This is a genomic window from Candidatus Manganitrophus morganii (assembly GCA_021651055.1).
In the GTDB taxonomy this organism is placed as follows: Bacteria; Nitrospirota; Nitrospiria; order SBBL01; family Manganitrophaceae; genus Manganitrophus; species Manganitrophus morganii.
This window is the reverse complement of sequence record JAJHOH010000001.1, coordinates 3,449,401-3,474,502: the sequence shown is the minus strand read 5'-3', so window position 1 is coordinate 3,474,502 and position 25,102 is coordinate 3,449,401. Positions and strand designations below refer to the sequence as shown.

General features: G+C 54.6%; 23 protein-coding genes and 1 pseudogene. 3 read left to right on the top strand and 21 right to left on the bottom strand.

What is annotated here, in order from left to right; genetic code table 11:
- Positions 1–14: 14 nt before the first annotated feature.
- The 19 genes and pseudogenes from MCM46_15895 to MCM46_15805 all read right to left on the bottom strand — a co-directional run bounded on the left by MCM46_15895 (position 15) and on the right by MCM46_15805 (position 20,457).
- On the bottom strand, positions 15–473 hold the full coding sequence (locus MCM46_15895) for a hypothetical protein (protein MCG3113298.1): 459 nt from the start codon (positions 471–473) through the stop codon (positions 15–17).
- Positions 474–636: 163 nt separating this feature from the next.
- Entirely contained in the window at positions 637–1,122 is a 486-nt protein-coding gene (locus tag MCM46_15890; GenBank protein ID MCG3113297.1) for a response regulator, read from the bottom strand.
- 187 nt (positions 1,123–1,309) lie between these two features.
- On the bottom strand, positions 1,310–1,651 hold the full coding sequence (locus MCM46_15885; protein MCG3113296.1) for a hypothetical protein: 342 nt from the start codon (positions 1,649–1,651) through the stop codon (positions 1,310–1,312).
- A gap of 104 nt (positions 1,652–1,755) precedes the next feature.
- Positions 1,756–4,947: an efflux RND transporter permease subunit gene (locus MCM46_15880; protein ID MCG3113295.1), complete on the bottom strand. Its 3,192-nt coding sequence runs from the start codon at positions 4,945–4,947 to the stop codon at positions 1,756–1,758.
- Between the two features lie 14 nt (positions 4,948–4,961).
- A complete protein-coding gene (locus tag MCM46_15875; GenBank protein MCG3113294.1) occupies positions 4,962–6,194 on the bottom strand; it encodes an efflux RND transporter periplasmic adaptor subunit in 1,233 nt (410 codons plus the stop codon).
- A gap of 11 nt (positions 6,195–6,205) precedes the next feature.
- Positions 6,206–7,501: a TolC family protein gene (locus MCM46_15870; GenBank protein ID MCG3113293.1), complete on the bottom strand. Its 1,296-nt coding sequence runs from the start codon at positions 7,499–7,501 to the stop codon at positions 6,206–6,208.
- Between the two features lie 92 nt (positions 7,502–7,593).
- Positions 7,594–7,995, bottom strand: coding sequence for a hypothetical protein (locus MCM46_15865; GenBank protein MCG3113292.1), 402 nt, complete (start codon positions 7,993–7,995; stop codon positions 7,594–7,596).
- Between the two features lie 203 nt (positions 7,996–8,198).
- Complete coding sequence (locus MCM46_15860; protein MCG3113291.1) at positions 8,199–9,152, bottom strand: transporter; 954 nt, start codon at positions 9,150–9,152, stop codon at positions 8,199–8,201.
- Between the two features lie 963 nt (positions 9,153–10,115).
- Positions 10,116–10,440: pseudogene (locus MCM46_15855) on the bottom strand (YnfA family protein).
- A gap of 37 nt (positions 10,441–10,477) precedes the next feature.
- Positions 10,478–11,086, bottom strand: coding sequence for a cation transporter (locus tag MCM46_15850; protein ID MCG3113290.1), 609 nt, complete (start codon positions 11,084–11,086; stop codon positions 10,478–10,480).
- Between the two features lie 4 nt (positions 11,087–11,090).
- The gene (locus tag MCM46_15845) at positions 11,091–11,372 is read right to left on the bottom strand and encodes a DUF1232 domain-containing protein (protein MCG3113289.1); all 282 of its coding nucleotides are present in this window, start codon (positions 11,370–11,372) and stop codon (positions 11,091–11,093) included.
- A gap of 57 nt (positions 11,373–11,429) precedes the next feature.
- A complete protein-coding gene (locus MCM46_15840) occupies positions 11,430–12,344 on the bottom strand; it encodes a cation diffusion facilitator family transporter (GenBank protein MCG3113288.1) in 915 nt (304 codons plus the stop codon).
- Positions 12,328–12,855 carry a hypothetical protein gene (locus tag MCM46_15835; GenBank protein MCG3113287.1) on the bottom strand — a complete coding sequence of 176 codons (528 nt, stop codon included), beginning with the start codon at positions 12,853–12,855 and terminating at the stop codon, positions 12,328–12,330. Before MCM46_15835 ends, MCM46_15840 begins: the two co-directional genes overlap by 17 nt.
- A 75-nt stretch (positions 12,856–12,930) precedes the next feature.
- On the bottom strand, positions 12,931–13,152 hold the full coding sequence (locus MCM46_15830; protein MCG3113286.1) for a hypothetical protein: 222 nt from the start codon (positions 13,150–13,152) through the stop codon (positions 12,931–12,933).
- Between the two features lie 55 nt (positions 13,153–13,207).
- Positions 13,208–16,423, bottom strand: coding sequence for a CusA/CzcA family heavy metal efflux RND transporter (locus tag MCM46_15825; GenBank protein ID MCG3113285.1), 3,216 nt, complete (start codon positions 16,421–16,423; stop codon positions 13,208–13,210).
- 88 nt (positions 16,424–16,511) lie between these two features.
- Complete coding sequence (locus tag MCM46_15820) at positions 16,512–16,853, bottom strand: P-II family nitrogen regulator (GenBank protein ID MCG3113284.1); 342 nt, start codon at positions 16,851–16,853, stop codon at positions 16,512–16,514.
- A 57-nt stretch (positions 16,854–16,910) separates the two neighbouring features.
- Positions 16,911–18,404: an efflux RND transporter periplasmic adaptor subunit gene (locus MCM46_15815; GenBank protein ID MCG3113283.1), complete on the bottom strand. Its 1,494-nt coding sequence runs from the start codon at positions 18,402–18,404 to the stop codon at positions 16,911–16,913.
- A gap of 89 nt (positions 18,405–18,493) precedes the next feature.
- Complete coding sequence (locus tag MCM46_15810; GenBank protein ID MCG3113282.1) at positions 18,494–19,879, bottom strand: TolC family protein; 1,386 nt, start codon at positions 19,877–19,879, stop codon at positions 18,494–18,496.
- A 77-nt stretch (positions 19,880–19,956) separates the two neighbouring features.
- Positions 19,957–20,457 carry a hypothetical protein gene (locus tag MCM46_15805; GenBank protein MCG3113281.1) on the bottom strand — a complete coding sequence of 167 codons (501 nt, stop codon included), beginning with the start codon at positions 20,455–20,457 and terminating at the stop codon, positions 19,957–19,959.
- 478 nt (positions 20,458–20,935) lie between these two features.
- Here MCM46_15805 and nikR point away from each other — a divergent pair, with 478 nt between their 5' ends.
- Positions 20,936–21,352, top strand: a complete 417-nt coding sequence (gene nikR / locus MCM46_15800) for a nickel-responsive transcriptional regulator NikR (GenBank protein ID MCG3113280.1) — start codon at positions 20,936–20,938, stop codon at positions 21,350–21,352.
- An 86-nt stretch (positions 21,353–21,438) separates the two neighbouring features.
- On the opposite strand, the gene MCM46_15795 is transcribed toward nikR, so the two are convergent.
- Together MCM46_15795 and MCM46_15790 are read right to left on the bottom strand one after the other, a co-directional pair.
- Positions 21,439–21,690, bottom strand: a complete 252-nt coding sequence (locus MCM46_15795; GenBank protein MCG3113279.1) for a response regulator transcription factor — start codon at positions 21,688–21,690, stop codon at positions 21,439–21,441.
- Position 21,691: 1 nt separating this feature from the next.
- A complete protein-coding gene (locus MCM46_15790) occupies positions 21,692–21,922 on the bottom strand; it encodes an HU family DNA-binding protein (GenBank protein ID MCG3113278.1) in 231 nt (76 codons plus the stop codon).
- A 510-nt stretch (positions 21,923–22,432) separates the two neighbouring features.
- On the opposite strand from MCM46_15790, the gene MCM46_15785 reads away from it, so the two are divergent.
- Positions 22,433–23,080, top strand: coding sequence for a hypothetical protein (locus MCM46_15785; protein MCG3113277.1), 648 nt, complete (start codon positions 22,433–22,435; stop codon positions 23,078–23,080).
- A gap of 228 nt (positions 23,081–23,308) precedes the next feature.
- Positions 23,309–25,036: an EAL domain-containing protein gene (locus tag MCM46_15780; GenBank protein ID MCG3113276.1), complete on the top strand. Its 1,728-nt coding sequence runs from the start codon at positions 23,309–23,311 to the stop codon at positions 25,034–25,036.
- Positions 25,037–25,102 lie beyond the last annotated feature (66 nt).

The following is a 25,102-nucleotide window of genomic DNA, read 5'->3' as shown; positions in this document are numbered from 1 at the left end:
TCTAGATTTTTGATCTACCGCGTGTCAAGATGCGGTTTTTGGGTGTAAGAAAACTCAGCCGTGCGGCGCTCCCCATCAATCTTCAAGCTAACGCTTGCTTGAAATGAATCCACTCCCATCAGATGAACCCTCCCCTCTAAACAGGGGGCATTCTCAAAAATGATCGGGGTGAGGGGAACCGACTGATTCCTGTTGTCTGGAAGCTGAACAAAAAGTTTGGCCTCCTTATCGACCACCGGTACCGGCTTTCCTTTCAGCGTCGGACAAATCAGGATTACCTCTTTATCTTTGACCAGGAGCTCCACATCATATTTACCCGCCTGCGAGACAATACCGCCGTGAGGAGCAGTGTGGCCCTGCCCCTTCCCTTCATCGGCGTAAATCCACGAAGAAAATGTTGAAAAAGTGACTCCAATAAGAAGTACCTTTCCTAAAACGTTGATTACTCTCTGAGCATTATTTTTCCCGCTCATGTCTATTCTCTCTTCCTAGCAGCCAGCCGTGAGGCACGGCTACCCTCTTCGCCCCCTATGAAAGGCTTTCTTTAAATATCCATTCCACTTCTCTATTTTTCTATTTTCCTCGGCACGACTTCGTCCGCCTTCTTGTCAGGATTCATTCGGGAAGCGTTGACATTTAGGTTGTAGTTATGCGTTTATAAGCACAATTTTCCGATTTGGTACGTCGTCGGATTCTGTTTTTCCTGCTGTTCTCGGAGTTACTGACACCCCTTTCATTGATGGTTCTGCTCGTCCATAAACATCTATGCAATACCTTCTTGAGGCGAAATTCGTCTACAGGTTTGAGAAAGATCTCATCAACGCCTACCTCGGCAATTCTCATACGATCACGAATTCCAGGCAGACTGAAAGTCAGCAATACTTTTCTCATCTCAAGCCGATCGTGAAGTTGAGCGATGAGTTCAAGCCCATCCAAAACGGGCATCGAATAGTCTGTAATCAGCAAATCAATACGAGAGTAGCTCATTATCCCCAAAGCTTCCACCCCTAAAGATGCAGTAAGGATTTCAACAGCGCCTTTGTCTTCAACCAATGAGCTTACGAGCTCTTCCGTTCTTCTTAATACTGTGACATCATCATCGACAATCAGTATCTGTTTCATTCGTTGTCCCCTTATACTGTGAAATGGTTTTTCTTCCGGTCCTATATAGCCGGAGGTAAAACTTTCTTTCACCGGACTGTCCTAAGATCGTCTCTGCTCTCCAGCGGTTTGGATGGCAAATGGGAGGGGGGCAGCTTCTGCGCCGACCCCTCTCTTAGATCTGTCGCCTTTCAGCCCCTCCACTTGTTCACTGCGCTACGGCGGACTGAAATCTCAGGTTTTGTCTTTTTCCATCCAGGACCAAACTGACGATCGCTTTGAAACGACTGATTCCCTTCAGGTCGACGGCTCCTTCCAGACATGAGGATTCTTTACTCGGTTGTAACGGAACGTCTTTCTTGATCTTGTCTGAAAGTTGCAACAAAACCTTTCCTTCTTTTTGCTGAAAAGCGACTGGTTTAAGATCTTTGTCCGCCAGGCAGACCAGAATGCCATCCCTTCCCCGAACAGCCAACTCTACTTCATACCCGCCGCTATGAACCGTCTCTCCGCCATGAGGTCCCCGATGGGCGTGTTCCTCTTTTTTCATCGGGGCTTCCTTCTCCGGGCCGGAATGCCCCGCATCGGCCCAAGAAAGTGATATTGCCAACCCTAAGACCACCCACACTCCAAAACCGATCGTAAAAAGCTTATTCATACCTTTCCTCCTTTTTCTTCCAGAGGGGAAAGGGTCATGATCTCTTCATGGCCATTCCGCTCCTCCACTGTGTCTAATTTTTTCCCTTCTTCCTTCAAAAACTTCTCTACCGCAGGACCGCCGAATTTGTAGAAGACCGCCGGGGTGAGGGCCATATCGAGAAGGGTGGAAACGATGATCCCCCCCAGGATGACAGTGGCCACCGGATAGAGGATCTCTTTGCCCGGCTCCCCCTTGGCCAGGACGAGGGGAACCAGAGCCAGGCCGGCCGTCAGCGCGGTCATCAGCACCGGGACCAGCCGCTCCAGAGATCCCCGCACAATCATCTTCTCATCAAATCGCTCTCCTTCTTCTTTGATCAAATGGATGTAATGCGAGATCATCATGATCGTGTTCCGATTGACGATCCCGATGCAGGCGATGAATCCGACCAGCGAGGCGACCGACAGGACCCTGCCGGTCAAAAAGGTGGCAACCATCCCGCCGATGAAGGCGAGCGGGATGTTGATCAGGATCTGAAGGACGATCCGGGCCGATTTGAAATGGGTGTAGAGGACCAGAAACATCGCCGCGACGGAGAAGAGGCCGAGAAGGCCGATCATCCGGGTGGCCGCCTGCTGGCTTTCGAACTGTCCGCCGTAGGTGATGAAGAATCCTGGCGGAAAGGACACCTGCGAGGCGACCTTCTTCTGGATCTCTTCGATCACCGCTCCTAAATCCCGCTCCGCCACGTTGGCCATCACCACAATGCGTCTTTGAACATTCTCCCGGTTGATCACGTTCGGCCCCAGCGATTCCTGGATCTCCGCAATCGTTCCCAGGCGGACCTTGCCGCCGGTGGGGGTGTCGATCAGAGCGTCTTCGAAAGCGGTTAGGTTGGCCCGGGCCTCCGGTTCATACCGGATCAGGATGTCAAATGTCCGGACACCATCCAACACCTCGGAGACGACCTTTCCGTTAAAGGCGGTCTCCAGCAGCTCCGCGAGCTCTCCGGTCTTGATCCCGAAGCGCGCCGCTTCCTCCCGTTTGATTTTGATCTTCACCTGAGGGATCAGAACCTGTTTTTCTGTTTGAAGATCAACCACCCCCGGCACCGTCCGCATCGCGGACTCGACCTCCTGGGCCTTCCGGCGCAGCAGATCAAGATCGGTCCCGAAAATCTTCACCGCGATCTGGGCCCGGACCCCGGAGAGGAGATGGTCCAGACGATGAGAGATCGGCTGGCCCACATTCGCCACCACACCGGGAAGTTGAGCCAGACGGCCCCGGATGTCCTGAAGAATCTCCGAACGGTCACGTTTAGAGCGTTTCATATCGACATCGATTTCGGAGGAATGCACCCCCTCCGCATGCTCATCCAACTCTGCGCGCCCGGTTCGCCTTCCGACAGAGACGACTTCGGGAACTTGCATCAGAAGGCGCTCGGCCGAAGAGCCGATCCGGTTCGACTCTTCCAGAGAGGTTCCGGGAACGGTTAAGAGGCTGATCGTCGCGGTCCCTTCATTAAATTCCGGCAGAAACTCCCGTCCCAGAAAGGGGATAATTGCGACGGCCGAGAGAAAAAGGACCCCCGCCCCGGCCATCACGAGGTAAGCATGCCGAAGGGTAAAATGAAGGAGCTTCCGATCCTGGTTTTTTAGGAATTGCACCAACCTGCTTCCATATTCCTCTTTCTCCATTGCTTTTGACTTCGGTAACAGATAGGAGCAAAGGGCCGGGGTCACCGTCAAGGAGACAAAAAGAGAGGCGGTGATAGAGGTAATGTAGGCAATCCCGAACGGGGCAAAGAGCCGGCCTTCGATCCCGCTCAGGGCAAACAGGGGAATAAAGACCAGAATAACCAAAATGGTGGCATAGACAATGGAGCTTCTGATTTCCAGAGAAGCCTGATAGATCACCTTTAGAATATTTTCGGGATCGGCTTTGTGACGATTCTCTTTCAGTCGCCGGAAGACATTCTCCACGTCGACGATGGCATCATCGGTCAATTCGCCGATTGCCACGGCGAGTCCCCCTAAAGTCATCGTGTTGATCGTGATGCCGAAATATTTGAACACAATCGCCGTGATGATGAACGAGAGAGGAATGGCGGTCAGGGTGATGAATGTGGTCCTGAAATTGAGCAGGAAGAGAAAGAGGATGATGGCCACCATGATGGCGCCGTCCCGCAGTGCCTCCTCCACATTGGCGACGGCCGCCTCGATGAAATTGGCCTGCTTGAAAAGAGGGAGCAACTTCACGTCACCGGGCAGCGTCCCCTGAATCTCTGCCATGGCTTTTTCGATTTCCTGGGTGAGGGCGAGTGTGTTGGCTCCCGGCTGCTTCTGGACCGAGAGGATCACCGCCGGACTTCCGTTGATCGAGGCATCGCCTCGTTTGATTCTGGGACCGAATTGGACCTGGGCGACATCCCGAATTAAAATTGGGACATGGTCGCGATTGGTGATCACCGTATTGGCGATCTCGGAAAGCTCCGAAGTCCGGCCTAAATTTCGGATCAGAAACTCTTTGTTCGGGTTTTCTAGGAAACCGCCAGTGGTATTTTTCTGGGCCTCTTTCACCGCCTGCTCCACCTCCGAGAGAGAGATCCCAAGGCGCGCCAGACGCGGAGGAGAGACTAAGACCTGATACTGCTTTACCTCTCCGCCGATCGGGATCACTTGCGCCACACCGGAGATCGTCAGCAGGCGCTGCCGAACCACCCAGTCGGCCAGAGTCCGGACCTCCATGGGAGGGGTTTCTCCTGTTTCACTTCGCATCCCGATCAGGAGGATCTCTCCCATGATGGAAGAGATCGGTCCCATGACCGTCCCCACCCCTTCGGGAAGCCGTCCGGCGGCGATCTGAAGCCGCTCGTTGACGATCTGGCGATTGATGTAAATATCGGTGCCCCAATCAAACTCGACCCAAATAACCGCAAAGCCGACCGCCGACGAGGAGCGAACCCGCGTCACACCCGGAGCGCCGTTTAAAGTCGTCTCAATCGGAAAAGTCACCAGCGTTTCGACCTCTTCAGGAGCCAATCCCCCGGTCTCCACCAGGACCGTGACGGTCGGCCGGTTCATGTCGGGAAGGACATCGACCGGAAGGCGGATGATAACAAAGGCGCCATAGACAAAAAGGAGGGCGACTCCGGCCACCACCAGCAACCGGTTTTGAAGCGAAAAATGGATCATTTTGTTAAACATCGTCCCCTCCTCTTTTAGTGGGTATGCCCATCCCCGCCGCCCGTAGAGCCGCCCGACATCTGGGCCAGCATCAATTGCTGATTTCCACGGGTCACCACCTGGTCCCCCGGCATCAACCCCTCTTTCACCTCAACATACCGGTCATCGCGGACCCCCAAGACCACCGTTTGCCGGATGAATTCCTCTCCGTTTTGAACAAAGACAAAGCGCTCCGCCCCTTCTTCCAAAATCGCCCGAATCGGAACGGCGACGGCCTCATTTTTCTTTTCGGTAATCACCGACACTCTGGCAAACATCCCCGGTTTTAATTTCCGGTCCGGGTTGGGCACGGCACTCCAGAGATGAATCGTCCGCTTTTGAGGATCGACCACATCGGAAATATAATTGACCCGGCCGCTAAAGGCGTCCTCCGGATAGGTCGAGACGCGGACGCGGACCTCCTGGCCTTTTCGGATCATTCCCCCCCGGTCCTCTGGAATATCCCCCTCCACCAACACCCTGGAGAGGTTGATGATATGGAACATCTTGTCCTGAGGATCGACCGTGCCGCCGACCGTGGCGGCCCGCTCGACCACCTGACCCGAGATCGGCGCCACGACGGGAAGGACCGGAATAAATTGTTTCGTCTGAACGAGTCTTTCGACTTCCTCCTCTTTGAGACCTAAAAGGAGAAGCTTATTCTTAAGCCCATTAATTTCACCTTCAACCTTCTTATGGTCGGACTCCACCTTTGCAAGCTCTTTTGATGCCGCGATCTTCTTCTCCACCAGATTTCTGATCCGCTCCCGATCAATGTGGAGAAGCTCCTCGTTGGTCAGTTCCCGAAAAAACTCCACTTGTAGATTTTCAAAATCGAGGCTTCGAATCTCGGCTAAAAGCTGCCCCTGCTTGACCGGCTCGCCCAGGTTCACATAAACCCGCTCGACCTTTCCGGGTATTCGGGAGGTCACAAAGACCTCCTGATCCGGCTCAGGAGAAATTCCACCTGTAAATGTCATCAGCTCTTCGATGGCGCGGACCGCCACTTCTTCGATCTGAAGCCCAATGTTTTGGGCCGCTTCCGCAGAGAGATGAATTCCCTCCTCCATCGTGCCGCCCGAGGGCGTCTCTTCGGAAGCCGCCTCGTCGCTTTTTCCCGGCACTGTCTCACTACCTCTCAAAAAGGAGCGCCCCCCTAAAAAAAGCGCGAGAAGAAACAACAGGAGGAGCCCCAAAGAGAGCGTTTTTTTAATTTTTTTTATCATCATCGAATTCTCCTTTACATCATCCCTTCCATGATTCGCTTCCCGACCGACTGTTCCAGATCGATGAAGGCGACATGGAAGTCAAAAAGGGAGTCGAAATAGGAAATATTGGTCCGGATAAAACGCTCCTGCTCCTGGATCACCGTCGTGATCCCGACCTCTCCGACCTCATAGGCGGCTCGGATCAGATCGAGATTCTCCCGGCTCTGATTCAAGATCCCTGTCTCAAAGAGGGTAAGAACTTTTTGGGTCAGGCTGAGTCTGGAAAAGGCCTGACGAACCTCCTCTTCGACCTGCAGGACCAGCGCCTCCTTCTCCTGCTCGGTCCGATGCGCGATCCCCCTCGCCTCGATGATCTCCCCCTTTCTCTGGTTTAAGATAGGGAGGGAGAAAGAGAGTCCGATTCCGATCAGCGTATCCTGATCTGAAAGGGTGGCTCCGGCCGCATCACCAATCGTTCCGCGGCTCTTCTCTACAAATGTAGAGAGCCGAAGGTTTGTCATCCGCTGTCGCTTTTGGAGGGTTGTTTCAATGTCGGCCTGTTTGAGCCGGGTTTGGAGGGAGATTAAATCGGGCCTATTTTCCCGGGCGAGTTGCAGAAGCGCCTCTAAATCCGGGGAGATCGGGTGAAAGGCAATGCTGCCGACCAGTTTAAGATTGTCCTGAGGAGGCCTCCCCATCACGCGATTCAAGCGGGCCCGGAGCACAGCCATTTCCCGTTCCAGGCCCGTCCTCTCATTGATCGTTCTGTTCAGTTCCACCTGGGCGATGCTGACATCCAACCCCGGCGCCTCCCCGACGTCAAACCGGTCCTCCGTTGTTTTGACCAATTGGCGGTTTAGGTTAATGACCTCATCGGAGAAGGCAACCCTTCGTTCTAGGTGAAGCAGTTGATTAAAAAGCGCCTGGACCTCCGCCACCAGAAGCCGCTCTGCGTTTTGAACCTCCCGTTCAATCCTATCCTGCTCGAGGGTCGCCGACTGAATTCTTAAGCCCCGCTGACCGGCAATTTCTATTTCCTGGGAGAGGCCAATACTACGGGTGTTTTCATTCTCGTTCTTCGTCCATTGATCAGTCATCATTCCAAAGTTAATCTCAGGGTTAAAGGGATAGGTGCGGGACTGAACCAGTATTCCCTCGGCAATCTCGCGATTCTTTCTGACGGCCGCCAAGTCACGATTCCGCTCAAGGGCCTCTTGAATGGCCCGATCCAAAGTGAATTGATCTGGATTTTTTTCTTGGGCCAGCAAAACGGAGGAGAGGCTAAAGAATAGGACGAACGCCCATCGGCAAATACGGATGATCTTCATCCGATTTCCCTCCTTTTCAAAAGTAAAATCCAAAGATCCGGAGCGATTAAATGCTATCCGGAACTACTTCATTTAGTTTTTGAAAAGACGGATTAAATACGAAGGGTTGGATTGAATTGATAGAGCTCAGAAAAACGTTTTGGCAATTGCGGTGTTTGGGAGAAAGGTAAGGAGAGGTGATGCGGTTGAGAAAGGTAGGAGGGTAAAACCACCAGAACGATAGAATCGCTCAGTGGAGCGGGCTTAAGGAAGCCCTTTCCCTCTATTAATTTCACTTGAGAATATGAAATCGAACCGGAACAGCTATGTTCGATTCCTTTAGAAGCATGATGGGTATCTTCGGCGGCCTGATGGCCATGCTGGGTATGGGCCATCTCCAAGATCTGCGCGGCCTCGGAGGAATTGTCCCAAGGACAGATCCCCCAGATGAAAAACCAGAATAGGAGCAACACAGAGATGAAAAATCGATTCCTGAAATAGAAGTTCGGTTTCATGTCCTTCATTGTACTTGCGACTTGGGTCGTTGTCAAATAAAACGAACAGAAGGTGAGTGTAATAAAGTTGGAAAAAATCCTCCTCTGGAAGCCAGCCGGTTCTAACAGTATCTGCTGTGGGCTCGAACCGGCCGGCTTCAGGAAGAAATCTACCAACGCAAACGACCCGCTCCGATGCGATTTGAGCGGAAACAAGTGATGAGTCAGAAACCAATTCCGTAGCCGAAGGCCAACCGATAATCCTCTTCATTTTGTATCCCGGGAAGAGACTGCCAGAGGGGAACGGAATATGAGGCAAAGAGTGTGTGAACCCGCGCTAATGTCAGGCGAAACCCAGGCGAGACAAAAAGTGAAGCGACGCCGCTGTTTTTCTTTACTTCGTCAAATTCCATATCCCGCTGCTGAAAAATGGCATTTAATTCGATGAAGGGGACAAACGCGGAGTGCGGTCTATAACCCACTGCAAAATCAGCTAGAATCGAGTTTCCGCTTCGAAATTCCCCGGCCCCTTCGGTGTTGACCCTGGAAATCAGATCGGCCGAGATGGCCAAAAGATCCTGGAGGTGTCCTGTATACGCAACACCGAGTTGGAAATCGACCGAACCACTGCCGGGCTGATTGTGGGTTCCGACGAGGTCTCCGGCATTCGTCCTCTGCCGGTAGTCTCCGGTTGGCAGCTTCACCCCCATGAGCGCAGCAATATGGTGGTCGTCCTTTTGAAAAAATCGATACCTCCCCAGAATCACAAGGTCTCCCAATCCTTGTGACACATCGGTTTCAGAGATGGTGTTGTTCGCAATGGCAAAATCATCTCCATTATCTTTAAAGCCTGTGAAGCGGGCTGCAGGTAAAGTGAACCCAAGGTCCCAATCTTTATTCAGTCCGACCGAGAAATTAAGAGAGATCGTCTCTTCGCTCGAATGCTGGTGCACATCTTCCCCTTGTGCCCGGAAGGCAAGCAGTTGCTCATCGGAAAAGAGATCATAAGCTCTTCGGTCGTACCGGATCGAGAATCCGACCCCTTCGCTGACCTCTCCACCGGTCGTGTAATTGCCTACGGCACCGAAGCTCCGGACCGGATCTCCGTGTGCCCATGTCTGAACCGAAGATACGATTAGAAGGCCGACTGCAAAACAGATCGTTATTGTATTTCTCATTTCTTCTCTCCTTATTTCTATGCTTGATGTTTCAAAAAAGGGCGTCCTCTCTAGAGAACATAGAGCCTAGTGCGCACGGCACGCGGATCAAAGCAGACGCTGCGTAGGTGCGAGAGAAGATTTAGATACGATAAACGGAGTAGAGCTGGTAGTATTCGGATATCAATTTTGGGAGGGGACTTCTTTCAAAGAGAAGTTTTTGAAATTCCTCAACTTGGCTTAAATTATCAGAGTCGGTATCGATTGGGAGAACCAACACCGGGGTAGTATAGCTGAAAACAAGACCTAAATTGGGATTATCGCTGCTATAAACAATGGAACCGGAACAGCTATGCTCGGTTCCTTTTGAACAGTGGTGCGCATGATCCATTTCATGGTGATGACCGTGACTGGTATGAGCCATCTCCATCGCCTGGTCTGTAGGCGAAGAATTGTCTGAGGGACAGATACCCCAGATGAAAAACCAAACAGTCAGCAGAACAAGTACAGAATACCTTCGTATGGACATTTTCATTTTGTTAACCTAATAAAAAAGACATTTGTCTTGCGATCGGGATCTTTTTTTGAGTACTTGTTACTTACATAATCGACGCCGGTCTATTGGGATTGGTCCCCGATTAGAAGGTGAGATTCTCCAATTCAAATATCCCCATGGATGTATAAGCCAGTGTGTTACAGTTTTTTTAATTTATAGCACGGAGACCCCGCTGCGTGTCAAGAAAAATATTTTCGTAGCACTAACAGTTGAAAACTCTGCGAGATCACGAAACTGAAAATTCTTTACATTTTATTGGGTACAGCTAAAGTAGTGTCCTATTCAGAGGTTCCGGAAATTCCCATGAATAGTGGGGTCTACGGGTCATCCGTAGGACTTTAATGTTAGCAGGGGTCAAAATAATGCGGTTTGTACGATTAATGCACATTGCATGCAGGTTAAAGGAGCAATGGATAAGGAGTCAGTCTTCATGCATTCGGAGCACAGGAATGCAGCTCTAAACTCAGACTCCATAATATGGATACGCCGATCAGATCGAATCTGTCCGGGGCGATCTCGTCCACCTGCCATCCCCATAGGAGAGAAAGAACGATAGACACCTCCGTAGGCGGCATAGACCCGCCCGAAATGCGCCGGTTGCAGCGTCGGAATCGCTCCATAAAGAACCAGTACGACCGATCCCATCAAGGCGAACCCGATCGGCTTCCCCTCTCGCAGCCAGAGCCAGACGAGGTATCCTCCTCCGATCTCACAGAGACCCGCCAGGATGAAATAAAATATCGACGCAGTGATGCCCATCGCGTTATCTCCTTTGCGGCCTAGTCACAGTTCAGCAGCAGAGCTTTTCTTCTTTTAGAGCCTCGTACCCTTCTTTGATGACGAATAGAACAATCATCAAACCGACGATCGGGTCCGCCCACCAAAAGTCATAGAGATAATTCAACCCCAATCCTGCCAACAAAGCAACCGATAAAAAAACGCAGGCGAGCGTCTGTTTGGAATCGGCCACCAGGCTTCGGCTGTCGATCAACTTTCCGACCCGGTATTTCTGATAGGTGAGGACCGGCATGATGAGGATCGAGGCGACCGCGATAAAAATTCCGACGAGACTTTTCTCCGGAATTTCACGAGAGATCAACTTCTCAACCGATTCATACCCCACGTAAGCGCCGAGAATGAGAAAAGCCCATCCGATCAGCCGAACGGCCTTGGCCTCGCGTCGCGCCTCCTCTTCCGGAGTAAACACTTTATGCTCGCTGAATCTCCAAATCATGATGCTTCCGGAGAGCGATTCGACGAAGCTGTCCAACCCGAAGCCGACCAGGGCGACGCTCCCGGCGAATAATCCGGCGGTAATCGAGAGAATTCCCTCCAGCATGTTATATCCCACTGTGAAATAAGACAACCGGAGCGCTCGGCTCCGAAGTGTTGGATCCATCCGATCAGCCTCCCTCCTTCTCTGCAGTCATCCTGCATTCCTCGACGACCTCTTTGGGAATCATTTTCACGGCCATAAAGATAAGCGCCGGAACGATAATCATATCATCGATCTGGCCGATGAGAGGAATAAAATCGGGAATGAGATCGAACGGCAAAAGGGCATAGCCGACGGCGAGCGCGAGAAGAAACTTGGCCGTCCTCGGCGTGCGGCGATGCCGGAGCATCCGCTGATAGGCCTTTAATTCACGTTTCAAATTCATTCCGACCGACTTCAACCGGTTCATTCTATTGCGGCTCCGTCACAAAAGAGGTCGGCCGGTCAAAAAGAGGCCGATCACATTTCACCCGTTCTCCTCCGGAAACCGGATCGCTTCGATCCGATGGCCCGGGGTCACTGCCACCTGAAGCGTTGTATGGCCGATTTGAAAACGGTCGGCCAGAATCGTTTCAAGCTTTTTTTGTATGGCAGGCCAGTCCTCAAGCCGAGAAAGGGTCACATGGGCGCTTAAGGCATACCTTCCCGATGTCAGTGTCCAGACGTGAAGATCGTGCACCTCTTCGACTCCCTCCACCGCGGCCATCGCTTGTCCAACCTCCTCCAGGTCGATATGCTCGGGGACGGCCTCCATCAGGATGTTGACCGCCTGTTTGAGCAAGCCCCAAGTGCGGGGAAGGATAAAGAGACCGATGCCGACACTGATGATCGGATCGGCCAGGTACCAGCCGGTGGTGAGCATCACGAGCGCAGCGATGATTACGCCGATTGAGCTGAGCATGTCGCTGAGGACCTCCAGGTAAGCTCCCTTTAGATTTAGACTCTCTTTCGAGCCGGCATGAAGAAGCCGCATGCCGATGAGATTGACAATCAGCCCGACAGTCGCCACAGCCATCATCGGGAGCGCAAGGATCGTGGGGGGATCGACAAATCGCCGGTAAGCTTCATACAGGATATAAAAAGAGATAAAAACCAGGATGACGGCATTGACCAGCGCGGCTAAAATCTCGATACGATAATAGCCGTAGCTCTTCTGAGGCGTCGGAGGGCGTTCGGCGAACCACATGGCAAACAGCGCGATCGCCAGCCCCCCCACGTCGGTCAGCATATGCCCCGCGTCGGCCAGGAGGGCGAGGCTGCGGGTCCAAAGACCGCCGACCACCTCCACGATCAGATAAGTGAGGGTTAAAAAGAAAACAAAGAGGAGCCGCTTCTTTCGTCCGGACCGGTCGTCCGCCGTCGGGTCAATGTCCATCCCCATGATCATCTCCCGATTCTTGAGGGGCCTCTTTGATCACGGCAGGATTCACACCCGTTCCGAATTCAAAGACGAGGCGGCCCCCCCGGTCGGCCCCCAAGGCGACCAGCGCCGACAAAACCGCCAGCCCCAACAGGAGTCTCCCGCGATGGGAGGCCCAATTTCCTTTTTGGTTGATCCAGAAGAGATAGCCCGCGAGAAGGATTCCTACGGCGGTGGAAGCGATCATCCAGTTCCGGTGAATGTGGATAAAATCATGTCCGGGAGCGTCGTGTCCGCGCGGGTCGGTCGCCGCGACAATGTTGGCGGCGATGAATCCGGTTGGGAGGGCGACCAGCGCCGAAAGGGTTCCCAAGTAGAGCATCCAGGTCGCGACGAGGTGAAACTTTTCATCGCGCAAAACGGCCAACCCTTCCATCGCCAGCGCCCCCAAAAAGAAGGCGATCGGAAAGTGGATCAGCAGGGGATGAATGTTTTTCTGAAGCGCGGTCATTCCGGGAAACAATGTTTCCATTTTATTCCCTCCTTGTTTTATCCATGGAACGAAAGGTGCTCAAACAAACGGCGGAAGGTTTCCCTTAAACCGATCTTAAGCGTCTCTGATCGATTCGATAAGATACTTGTTCAAGGAGAGATGTCCGATCTTCTCCGGACTATCCTTCATCCGCACGTCGGTCAGATTGATGAAGAGCGCGCCGGGATCGTTGATGACATCCGAAAAGCGTTTCCGCTTGGCCGGGACGAACAGGTCTCCCGTGTAGACGGCATGAATGGTCCGCACCTTCACCCTGACGTGTTGTCCTTCGTTCATGAGAAGTTGCCTCCCTGTTGAGGGTTGATATAGGGCGCGGCTCTTCGCACAGGCTTCATGCCCGCTCCGGCAGTTCAGTCGCGGCTTTCTCCGATACCTCCTCCGCCCTTTCTCCCTTCTCGCCGATCTCTTCTCTGGCATGAAAGATCCGGTAGAGCACCGGCAATACCAGCAGGGTCAGCGCGGTGGAGGAGAGGATACCGCCGATCACCACGGTCGCCAGCGGCCGCTGAACCTCCGCCCCCCGTCCGACCGCCAGGGCCATCGGAAGGAACCCAAGCGACGCAACCAGAGCCGTCATGAGCACTGGCCGCAGCCGCGTGATCGCGCCGTGAAAGATCGCTTCATCCAAAGCGTGGCCTTCTTCGCGAAGCTTATTGATGAAGGTAATCATCACCAGCCCATTGAGCACCGCCACGCCGGAGAGGGCGATAAACCCCACCCCCGCCGAGATCGACAAGGGGATTCCTCTGAGCCAGATCCCCGCGATCCCGCCGGTCAGCGCCAGCGGCACGCCGGTGAAGACCAGCAGGGAGTCTTTGACATTCCCGAAGGTCACAAAGAGGAGGAGAAATACCAGGAGCAGCGAGACCGGAACAACGATCTTCAGGCGATTTGTGGCGGAGATCATCTGCTCGAATTGCCCTCCCCAGGTTGTCCAGTATCCCGCCGGAATTTTGACACGTTCCTTGATCATCGCCTCCGCCTCCCGCACGAACGATCCGATGTCGCGCCCCCGGACGTTGGCCGTCACCACCACACGCCGCTTGCCGTTTTCCCGGCTGATCTGATTCGGGCCGGGAGCGACTTTAAAATCGGCGACGGCGCCGAGAGGAAGATAGCCCGGCCGCGACTCGGCCCGGACGGCTCGGGTATCCGGTTCGGCCCGGGGAAGAGGAATCGGAAGACGCTTCATCGCTTCAAGGTTGCTCCGCGTCTCCTCCGGCAGGCGAACAATCAATTCAAAGCGCCGGTCTCCCTCAAAGATCTGGCCCGCGCTCTTCCCCCCGACGGCGATCTCGATCGCCTCCTGAACCTCGGAGAGATTCAGACTGTATCGGGCCATCTCTTTCCGGTTGATTTGAATGGTCAGCACCGGGAGGCCGGTCACCTGCTCGACTTTGACATCCGATGCGCCGGGGACCCTTTCCAGGACTTCGGCGATCTCTTCGCCGGTTTCGAAAAGAACATTCATGTCGTCGCCGAAGACCTTGACCGCCACGTCGCTTCGAACGCCGGCGATCAGCTCGTTAAAGCGCATCTGAATCGGCTGCGTGAACTCGTAGTTGTTGCCCGGAATCTTCTTGACCGCTTCTTCAATCTCATGAACCAGATCGGCCTTGGGCCTTTTCGGATCGGGCCACTCCGATCTCGGCTTGAGCATGATAAAATTATCGGCCACACTGGGAGGCATCGGATCGGTGGCGATCTCCGCCGTTCCGAGCTTGGCAAAGACGGTCTCCACCTCCGGAAATTCTTTGATTCTGATTTCCAGGAGGTGCTGCATTTCAATCGCCTGGGAGAGGCTGGTCCCTGGAATCCGCAGTGCGTGCATCGCAATGTCCCCTTCATCGAGGCTTGGGATGAACTCACTCCCCATCCGGGTCGCCAGCAATCCGCTTAAGAGCACCAGAACCGTTGCCGCGGTGACCACCAACGCCCTGTTCGCCAGGGAGAGATTCAGTAAAGGGGTATAAACCTTCTTGGCCCACCGCACCAGAAAATTCTCTTTCTCGGAAATCCGTCCGGAAAGGAGCAGCGCCACGGCGGCGGGGATAAATGTCACGGAGAGGATCATGGCCCCCAGCAGCGCCGCGATGACGGTGAAGGCCATCGGGATGAACATCTTGCCCTCCACCCCGCTGAGTGTCAGGATCGGGAGGTAAACGATCATGATGATCAGCTCCCCGAACATCGTTGCTTTCCGGACCTCTTTGGAAGCATCGAAGACAATCTCGAATCGCTCGGCGCGGGTGAGAAGTCTCCCCAGGCGATGTTGCTCCTCGGCCAGCCTGCGGATGCAGTTCTCGACAATGATCACGGCGCCGTCGACGATCAGCCCGAAATCGAGCGCGCCCAGGCTCATCAGGTTCGCGCTGACTTGGTTTTCGACCATCCCGGTAATGGTAAATAGCATCGACAGCGGAATGACCAGCGCGGTAATCAGGGCCGCTTTCATATTCCCTAAAAAGAGAAAGAGGATGGCGATGACCAGAAGGGCCCCCTCCATCAGATTCTTCTTCACCGTCTCGATGGTCGCATCGACCAGCGTCGTCCGGTCGTAGACTGTCTTGGCGACCACCCCTTCCGGAAGGGTCCGGTTGATCTCGACGAGCTTATCGGCGACTTTTTGAGAGACCGTTCGGCTGTTCTCTCCCATCAGCATAAAGACGGTGCCGAGGACGACCTCTTGGCCGTTTTCCGTGGCTGCGCCGGTCCGTAGCTCTTTTCCCAGGAGAACCTCCGCCACATCTTTGATATGGATCGGCACCCCTTGATGGTTGCCGATGACGATTTGCCGGATCTCTTCCAGGTCCGCCACCTGACCGGGAGCCCGGATGAGATACTGTTCTCCTCGATGCTCGATATATCCCGCGCCGATATTGGCGTTGTTTTTTTCGAGGGCTTCCAAGACATTCTGGAACGTCAGACCATAGGAGATCAGCTTTTCCGGATAAGGGGTGACATGAAACTGCTTCTCATAACCGCCGATGGTGTTGACCTCGGTGACCCCCTTCACGTTCCGAAGCTGCGGTTTGATCACCCAATCCTGAATTGTCCGAAGGTCGGTGGGTGTATAGGCCGAGCCGTCGGTTTTTTTCGCTCCTTCTTCCGCCTCGACCGTCCACATGAAGATTTCGCCCAAGCCGGTGGCGATCGGTCCCATCGTCGGCTCGATCCCCGGCGGAAGCTTCCCTTTGGCTTCCTGGATCCGCTCGTTGACCAGCTGCCGCGCAAAGTAGATGTCGGTGCCGTCTTCAAAAATAACGGTCACCTGGGAGAGCCCATACCGGGAGAGCGACCGGGCCTCCTTCAGATGAGGCAATCCCGCCATCACCGTTTCGACCGGGAAGGTAATTCGCTGCTCGGCCTCCAGCGGGGAGAAGCCCGGGGCCTCGGTATTGACCTGGACCTGGACATTGGTAATGTCCGGGACGGCATCGATCGGAAGGCGCCGGTAATTGTAGACACCCAGCGCAGCAACCGCCAGGGTCGCCATCAGAACCATCCATCGCTGGCGGATGGAAAATTTTAAGATTCGTTCAAGCATCTGCGTTCCTCCTCATTACAGGCGGGGCCGGCGCTGGAAGAAATCGTCGGTCCCAGATCTTCCCACCAGATACGCCATGCCCCACACCCTATACGGCAATGTCGCCTGTTTCACCGGTGCGGATTCGGATGACCTCCTCCAGATTCTTCACCGTGATGATGCCGTCTCCTCTTTGCCCCGTATGCGCCGTTTCCCGGATCGTGTCGGCGATCGTTGCGGCTATCTCGTCGGAGCAGACAACCACCATCACCGTCTTGCGATGATAGTCAATGTCGTCTTCCGTGACGACAAAGGCGCCGCCGGCGCCGCGACCTCGCCCCTGCCCACGCGCATCGAGCAGGGTAAAACCGGGGAAGTGTTCAAGCTCATGCAGGGCATGAACCACTTTATGGACCATATGCGGGTGAATGATCGCCTTGATTTCTTTCATCGGTGACATCCCTTTATTTTTGGGTAGAGACGCCCCGGCCGAGCGTCTCTACCGGTTTTAATGATCATGCGAAGCCCCGCTTTTTCCCAGATCGGCCTTCAGCACAAAGCTGTTCTTCGCGGCGTATTTTTCTCCCGGCGAGAGGCCCGAGACCACTTCCACCCACTTTCCGTCGCTTCGCCCCAACTCCAGCGGGCGCGCTTCGAACTGATCTCCGAATTGGACGAAAACGACGTTCCAGTCCCGAAAGGTCTGAAGGGCCTCAGAGGAGACGGCGACCTGTGTGGGGACTTCTTCTTGCGCCAGCTCTACGGTCACAAAGAGACCGGGTCGCCAAAGCCCCTTTGGGTTCGGTATATCGACATGGGCGGAAGCGGCCCGGCTCTGCTCGCCGATCAGGGGGCCGATAAAGGAAATCTTTCCGGTCGCCTCCACTCCGAGTTCCTTCGATCGCACCGTGACCGTCTGTCCCAACCGAACCGCGCGCAGGTCCTTGGCGTAGACCGTGATGTCTCCCCAAACGGTAGAGAGATCGGCAATAACGAAGATGTCGGCGTCTTCTTTGATCGCCTCTCCCACGGCGATTCGTTTTTCGATGACCACGCCGTCAAGGGGCGCTCGCAACTCATAGCGGGCAAGACCTTCTCCTTTGGAAGCATGATCGAGATCGTTTCTGGAAAGCCCCAGCGCGAAGAGTTTTTCGGTTGCTGTTTTGAAGCCGATTTCGGCCTGGGCCAGGGTCTGCTTCGCAGCCAGAAATTCTTGCTCGGGGGAGATCTTTTTCTCGAAAAGCTGCTTTTCCCTCTCGAATGTCGCTCTGGCCAGTTCAACCTGTTGGGCCGAGGCAAGATAGTTGCTTTTCAGGTCGGCCAATTCGCGGCTTTCGATGACAGCGAGCAGCTCTCCTTTTTTGACCTTGTCGCTTAAATTTTTTCGAACCTCGGTCACAACCCCGGAAAGCCTCGGAACAACATGGGCCACCTTATTTTTGTTTAGAACGATCTCGCCGGGAAGATCCAAGACCGTCTTCATCCGTATGGGGCCGGCGGTCTCGATTTCGATTCCGGCGGCCTTCGCGGCCTCGGGGGCCATCTCCACCCTTCCTTCGACCTGCGAATATTGCCACTGAGATGCCTTTCCCTTTCGCTCGGCCGCAACCTTCACGTCGAACGAGTGCGGCTCTTCGACCGTTTGATCTCCCCGGAGATAGTCCCCCTCTTTTTGAAACCGGATCTCGTTCACCCGCCCTCCGAGCCGGTGAAGCGCGACCGTCAATTGGACCTCGCCCGGATCGACCGGTTTTTCTTTCTCGTAGGCGTAGGCCCGGAATTGCGGCGGAACCCCCCGCTCATAGATGGTCAGCTCGATCTGAAAATCGCCGTCCGACAGGAGCCTCCCTCCATGAGGCCCTTTCACCGCCTCCTCACCGGCCTGTCCCTCTTCATGAGACTCGCTCCCCTTTGACGTTTTTTCGGTCCGCAGAATCGTCAATGCCAGGACGATCCCCACAAGGAGGACGGTGGCGACAGCCATGAACTTTTTACTATTCATCTGATGACTCCCTTATTTTGATCGATCTCATTTTTCCCCTGTCCGTTTCGGATAGCCTAGAAAATGTAGCCCAGGGAATGGAGCGGCCACTAGGGGCGGCCACCAGTAACATCCAAAGGCTCCCCGATCAGCCGTTCGACCTCTGCCACCGCCTGGTGATAGTCGGCCAGGGCGCGCAGATGTTGCGCACGCGAACCGAACAGCGTCCGTTGCGCGTCTAACACATCCAATAAACCGAACTTTCCGAGCCGATATCCCTCGTTCACCGCCTCGAATGCCTGCGCGGCGCCGGGAAGGACCTTCTCCTCCAGAGCGGTCGCCTCGATGTGCGCGGTTGAGAGGGTCCGGTAGGCCTCCGAGAGCGCAGTCGTGACCCGCACCTCCGCGGCCCGCCGCTCTTCTTCCCCCTTCTCCAGCCGGTCGCGCGCCTCCTGAATCCCCCCTTGATTCCGGTTGAAGAGCGGGAGGGGAAAAGAGAGGCCGATGATGAAGACGTTGTCTCCCGTCGATTCGTACCGCCGGATGCCGCCCATCAGGGTCAGGTCGGGAACGCCCTGCGATCGCTCCAGATCGATTACTGCCCGGCGCTGGGCGATTTCGGTCGCCCAGCGGGCGAGATCCGGATTCTGGGACAGACGCTCGGCCAGTTGTGAAATGGAGGGAATAGGAGAAATGGCGTCCAGTATTCCCTCCGCTTTTTCAAATTGGGGGATCGCGCTTCCCCAGGTGGCCGCCAATTGTTTTCGGGCGGCCTCTAATTCCTTCCCGGCCCGATTGCGTTCGATCCCCGCCGAAGCCAGCGCGACGTTCGCCCGGATCTCCTCGATCGGCGACACCTTTCCCGCCCGGACCCGTTCGGAGACGACGCGGGCCGTCTCTTCGGCAAGCCGGACCGTTTCTTCCGTCAACTCCTGCTGCTGCTGTCCTCTCAACAGATCGGCAAACGCCTGGGTGACCTGCGTGAAGATCTCGATCCGCTTGGTTTCGTAGTCCCATCCGGCGAGGTCGCGCGAAAGCGCCGCGGCCTCGCGCCGCTTCGTCCGCTTTCCCCCCAGCTCGATGATCTGGCTAAGCTGCAAAGTACCCTGGGGTTGAGGGACACTGTCGGGGGAAGCTGAAACCCCAAGATCCTGCAGGTCGGCGCCGATCGTCGGGTTGTGGAGAAGCCCTGCCTGGAGGGTCGCCGCCTCTCTCGCACGAACCTCCCAGGAGAAGGCCCGAAGCTCCGGATTGCGCATCAGCGCCAAGACTAAAGCTTGTCGGAGGGTGAGGGCCCCGGTCGGTTCTCGGGTGGCCGCCCCGTCCCCTCGGCTGTCGGGCATCTCCTGGCGGGGCGCAATGGCGCGGAAAGCTGGAAGGTCGCTCCCCAGAGGACGCGGTGTCGGGGGCGATTCCTCAGCGCGGGCGGTGGCGCCGGCGTGTGATCCGAGGAAGAAGAGAATAAAGATTAAGATGGTGAGTGTTTTTGAACGCATGAATCCTCCAAAAGGTCTGTTGAGGGAGAACAGGCTACTCCCTTCTCCTTGAATCAGGAGAGAGGAAGTTGGAGGATTTAAATCAGAAGAACGGTGGCGCGGAGAGAGAGGAGTGTGGCGCTTATTTTAAATGGAGGCGGCGGAGAGGGACGATTCAAAACCGGTGGAACGAACGCCAGCGCCTCCTGCGCGGTTGTTAATGGAGGAAGGACTTTAAAAACCGATGCGGGTTTTGCCGTGGATTCGGGAGTGATTTGCTGCTCATGGTCGGAGAGATAAAACTCATGATCGGGAGCGGGGCTGTCTCCCATCCCGCCCGCCAATACCCGGTCCAGCAGGCTGGCATGATCTTTAGCAGGATGTCCTGGAAAAAGTTCATGCTCATCCTGATAGCCGGAATGATGAAAGATCAGGCGGACCTGATCACTTTTTCCTGCGATGAAGGTTTGATGGGAACTGTCCATTAACACGGAAACGAGCGTTAAACCTTGAGCGCTTCCCACCCAGAGCAGCAGGTAAACCGCCAGACACGCGAGGGCCATTCGAAATCGGGGTTGGTTTTTTTTACGATAGAACATTTGCTGATCCAAGAAGTACTTGTTATGCTTTTTTACTACATGACTTACATATATATCAGATTTAATTTCAGATGGCAACAAGGGCTTTCGCGATAATGGGATATGGTAAATATCATACCAGCGGAGCGCACCGACCCGGCAATCCCTCTGTCCAACTAAACAGGTCGATCGACCTTCATGGATCTTCCACTGACAGTCGGTCGGATCCTGGCGCAGTGATCACTCCTTAAATATCTAAAGGAAATCGGCGATTCATTCTTTAAAATTAATTAGCAGAAAGACTAAGAACGTTGCCTGATCGCGTGGTGCTTAGCACCGGCTCACTTCCGATCCTATTTCCCATAGACATGCCCATGAGTGTTTTCAGAATCGATATGCGCTGTGGTTGTCCAGAGCCCGACATTGCCTTGACAACGAAATGGGTTTAATACATTATCTTTTTGGAGTAAAACTCCTTTTGAGAGATAAAGGGTGATCGATGTCAAATGTCGTTCGGTTTGGTGTTTCCATCCACGAGAGCCTTCTCAAACAGTTCGATCAGTATATAGAAGAAAAAAGATATACCAATCGCTCTGAAGCTTTGCGCGATCTGATACGGGACCATCTGGTCGAACAGGAGTGGGATGAAAATAAAGAAACCGTCGGAACGATTACGATTGTCTATGATCACGGAGTCCATGAGCTGATGGAGAAGCTGACCGACCTGCAGCACCATTATTCCTCACTGATCCGCTCCACCCTCCATATTCATCTGGACCAGCATCGCTGCCTGGAGGTATTGGTCGTACGCGGCCGGAGCGGTGAGATCAAGAGAATTGCCGATTCGCTCATCGCAACAAAAGGGGTAAAGCATGGAAAACTGACTGCGACCACGACCGGTAAAGACTTAAAATAAAGTGATTTCGTGAATCGCCTTCGGAAGTGTCGGGCTCTCCTCCTCTGACCCGCGCTCGCGCAGGAGGCGGATAAAAGTGAGGCGGTTTAGTCGATCTCGATCTGGACAAGTCCCTTTTGGATCGCGTAGCGAACCAGTTGAGCGATGTTGCGAAAGGCCAGTTTGTTCATGATATTGGCGCGGTGGGTCTCCACCGTTTTGACGGCGATGCCCAGCTCCTCGGCAACTTCTTTGTTCTTATAACCCTCTGTAACCAGTTTGACGACCTCGCGCTCGCGCTTGGTAAGCTCCCGGGGCCGGATTGCCTTGGAGATGATTTCCCTGTGTTGGTTTTTCAACTCAGATAAACTCCTTTCCTGACGATAGATCTTTCTTTAGAGCCGGGCCAGTCTTGGATTTAACCGCTCTACTCGCCTTGATCATGATCGTTTCATCGGTCTGCGGATTACTTCCTTTACGCGCCGCACGGCTCTTCATCGTAAACGTTCCGAAGCCGGGGAAGGAGAATCGCCCGATTTTCTCGACCCATTTGGCGACGGCCGCAAGTGTTTCGCCGATAATGCCGGTCATTGCTTTCTTGCTGATCCCATTACCCGCACGGTTTTTGCAATCGCCTTAAGAAGCGATTTCTTGTTCATCAACTTCTCCCGAAACAGATTGAGCGAAATAGTGCGGGATTATATCGATTCGACTAGCAAATGTCAAAAAACTCTTGCGGAATACTTGGGAGAAAGGATCGGACTCTGCCACCGGTCGGTAAAGAAGTCCTCCCTTTGACTCATTTGAGATCATTCCTCCTCGATAAAAGTTCGGCCACTCCCTAGATGCTTGCCTGGAGATGGTATATCTTTTCCTTTCTACCACTTGTGGTATATTTTCAGGTAATGGCATTTACCGCCGTCCAATAGGGGGTCGAGTTGGAGGGACAGAAGAACTCCTTTTCCGTCTCGCGTTTGATAAACACCGCTGGTGTGCGCTGTTCTGAACATCACCAAGGAAGATAAGTACTCAAGTAACTGAGTCCCTCGTTCCCTGATAAAGACTGCAAAAATATCGGTTTCCTTTTGAGGATAACGCGGAATGCGTTCTTTTTTTCTTCCATCACTCCGGGCCCGGCTCTTACTGCTGGTATGTCTGGCCGTCGTCCCTGCCTTGGCGCTGGCCCTTTCCACCGCCTCGGAGCAGCGGCGGCTTGCCACGATCGAAGTTCAGGACAATGCGTTGCGGCTGGCGCGGCTCGCCGCGAGCAGTCAAGAAGGTCTGTTTGAAGGGGCGCATCAACTCCTCGTGACCATCTCCCATCTTTCTGAAGTCCGCCGCGGAGACGCGGCTAGTTGTAGCCGACTCTTTGCCGATCTTGTGAAAGCTTACCCGCTGTATGTCGGCTTCGGGGTTATCCAGGCAGACGGAAACATATTCTGCAGTTCCACTCCCTTTCCACGTCCCCTCACTGTTGCCGACCGAGACTACTTCCAACGCGCGATTCAAACACGCAGCCTTGCCGTCGGCGAATACCAGATCGGCCGCGTCAGCGGAAAACCCTCAGTCAATTTCGGCTATCCCATTTTCGACGATGCTGGAGAGATCCGGGGGGTGGCCGTCGCCGCGCTCGATCTCTCCCGGCTCAGTGAAATGGTAAAAAAGGCCAAGTTGCCTTCCGGAGCAATGCTAACGATGACCGACCGCAATGGGATCGTCCTGGTCCGCTACCCCGACTCGGATAAGTGAATCGGCCAGCCAGCACCGGAGTCGCAGAACATTCAGGTCATCCTCTCTCAGGGAGGCCGGGGTGAAGCGTCCGGACCGGCTGGTATTCCGCACCTCTTCGGGGTCACCCGCCTGACCGGAACGGGAGGAGAATTCTATATCAGCGTCGCGGTCCCGAAGGAGGAGGCCTTCGCCGACGCTGATCAGATCCTGACCCGGAATCTCCTTTGGATCGGATTTGCCGGTTTGATGGCGCTGGCGGCGGTACGGATCGGCGGAGATCGCCTCATCCTTCGCGAATTTGATGCTCTTGAGGCGCGCTACCGCGCCTTGGTCGAACATATCCCGGCCGGAACATTCTTAACCACGCTTGATGAAAGGACCCTTTACGTGAGTCCCCAAATTGAGCGGATGTTCAACATCCCGGCATCGGTTTGGATGTCGGAGCCGAGATACTGGATCAAGCAGGTCGATCCAGTCGATCAGGAGCGGGTTGTCGCCGAGCTGCATCGCTTCCTGACAGACGGCGAGCCTTTTAACTCGGACTATCGAATGCGGACGGCCGACGGGAGACTGATCTGGGTGCATGCGGAGGCGGTGTTAGTCAGGGACGAATCCGGCCGGCCTCAGTGTATCCAGGGAATTGTTCTAGACATCACCGCTCACAAGAGGGAAGCCGACCTCCGGGAACATCAGGCGCTGCACGACGCATTAACCAATCTTCCCAACCGGGTTTTGCTGCGAGACCGGCTGGAGCAGGCAATCCTAACCAGGCAGCGCGGGGGAAAGCCGCTCGCCCTGCTGATCATGGACCTTAACCGCTTTCGCGAGGTGAACGATACGCTGGGGCATCATCACGGCGATCTTTTGTTGAAGCAAGTCGGATCCCGTTTAAAGGAGATCGTGAGGATGACCGACACGGTGGCGCGGCTTGGCGGTGATGAATTTGCCATTCTCCTTCCCGGTGAGTCGGCTGAGGGGGCGGTCATGGCGTCAGAAAAAATTTTAAAGACCCTCGAGCGCCCTTTTTCTCTGGAGGGCCAGACCGTCGATGTCGGCGCGAGTATTGGCATTGCGCTCTGTCCCGACCACGGCAGCGAGGCCGATCTGCTCATCCAGCGCGCCGATGTTGCAATGTACGCCGCCAAGGAATCCGGGAACAGCCATGCCGTTTACGCCTCCGAGCGGGATCCCCATACGACACGGCGGCTGGCGCTCTTGTCCGGTTTGCGCCAGGCAATCCAAAAGAATCAGCTCTTTCTTCTCTACCAACCGAAGATAGATCTTAGAACCAGTCGCCCCATCGGTGTGGAAGCGCTGGTGCGCTGGCAACATCCGGACATTGGACCTGTGGCGCCCGATCAGTTCATCCCCCTCGCGGAGCAAACCGGGTTGATCAAGCCGCTGACCCTCTGGGTGCTGGAGGAGGCGCTGCGGCAATGCCGGACTTGGCGGGATGAGGGGTTGGAAGTTCTTGTGGCAGTTAATCTCTCCGCCCGTAACCTGCAAGACCCCCATCTTTGCGAGGAGGTTACCTGGTTGCTGGAGGCCCACGATCTGCCAGCGGACCTTCTGGAATTGGAGATCACTGAAAGCTTCTTGATGGCCGATCCGGTGCGCGCGATGGAGATTCTCTCAGAGTTGAACGGAAAAGGAATTCACCTCGCGATCGACGATTTCGGCATCGGCTACTCTTCCCTCGGCTACCTGAAACGGCTACCAGCCGCCGTCATCAAGATCGACAAGTCCTTTGTCAAAGGCTTGGCCGAGGATAAGGACGACGCCATGATCGTCCGCTCTACGATCGACCTGGCGCACAATTTGGGGCGGAAGGTGGTGGCAGAGGGGGTGGAGAGCAAGGAAATTTGCGAAGTACTCGCCTCTCTCGGCTGCGATGCCGCACAAGGATATTATTTCAGCCGACCGATTCCGCCAAAGGACCTGTCCAACTGGTTCAAAAACTTACCAAATGGATAAGAATTTCACGTTTCCCGCGGGACATCTGTCCTTTCGACAGGGTTTTAGATCCTTTATACCTCTCCA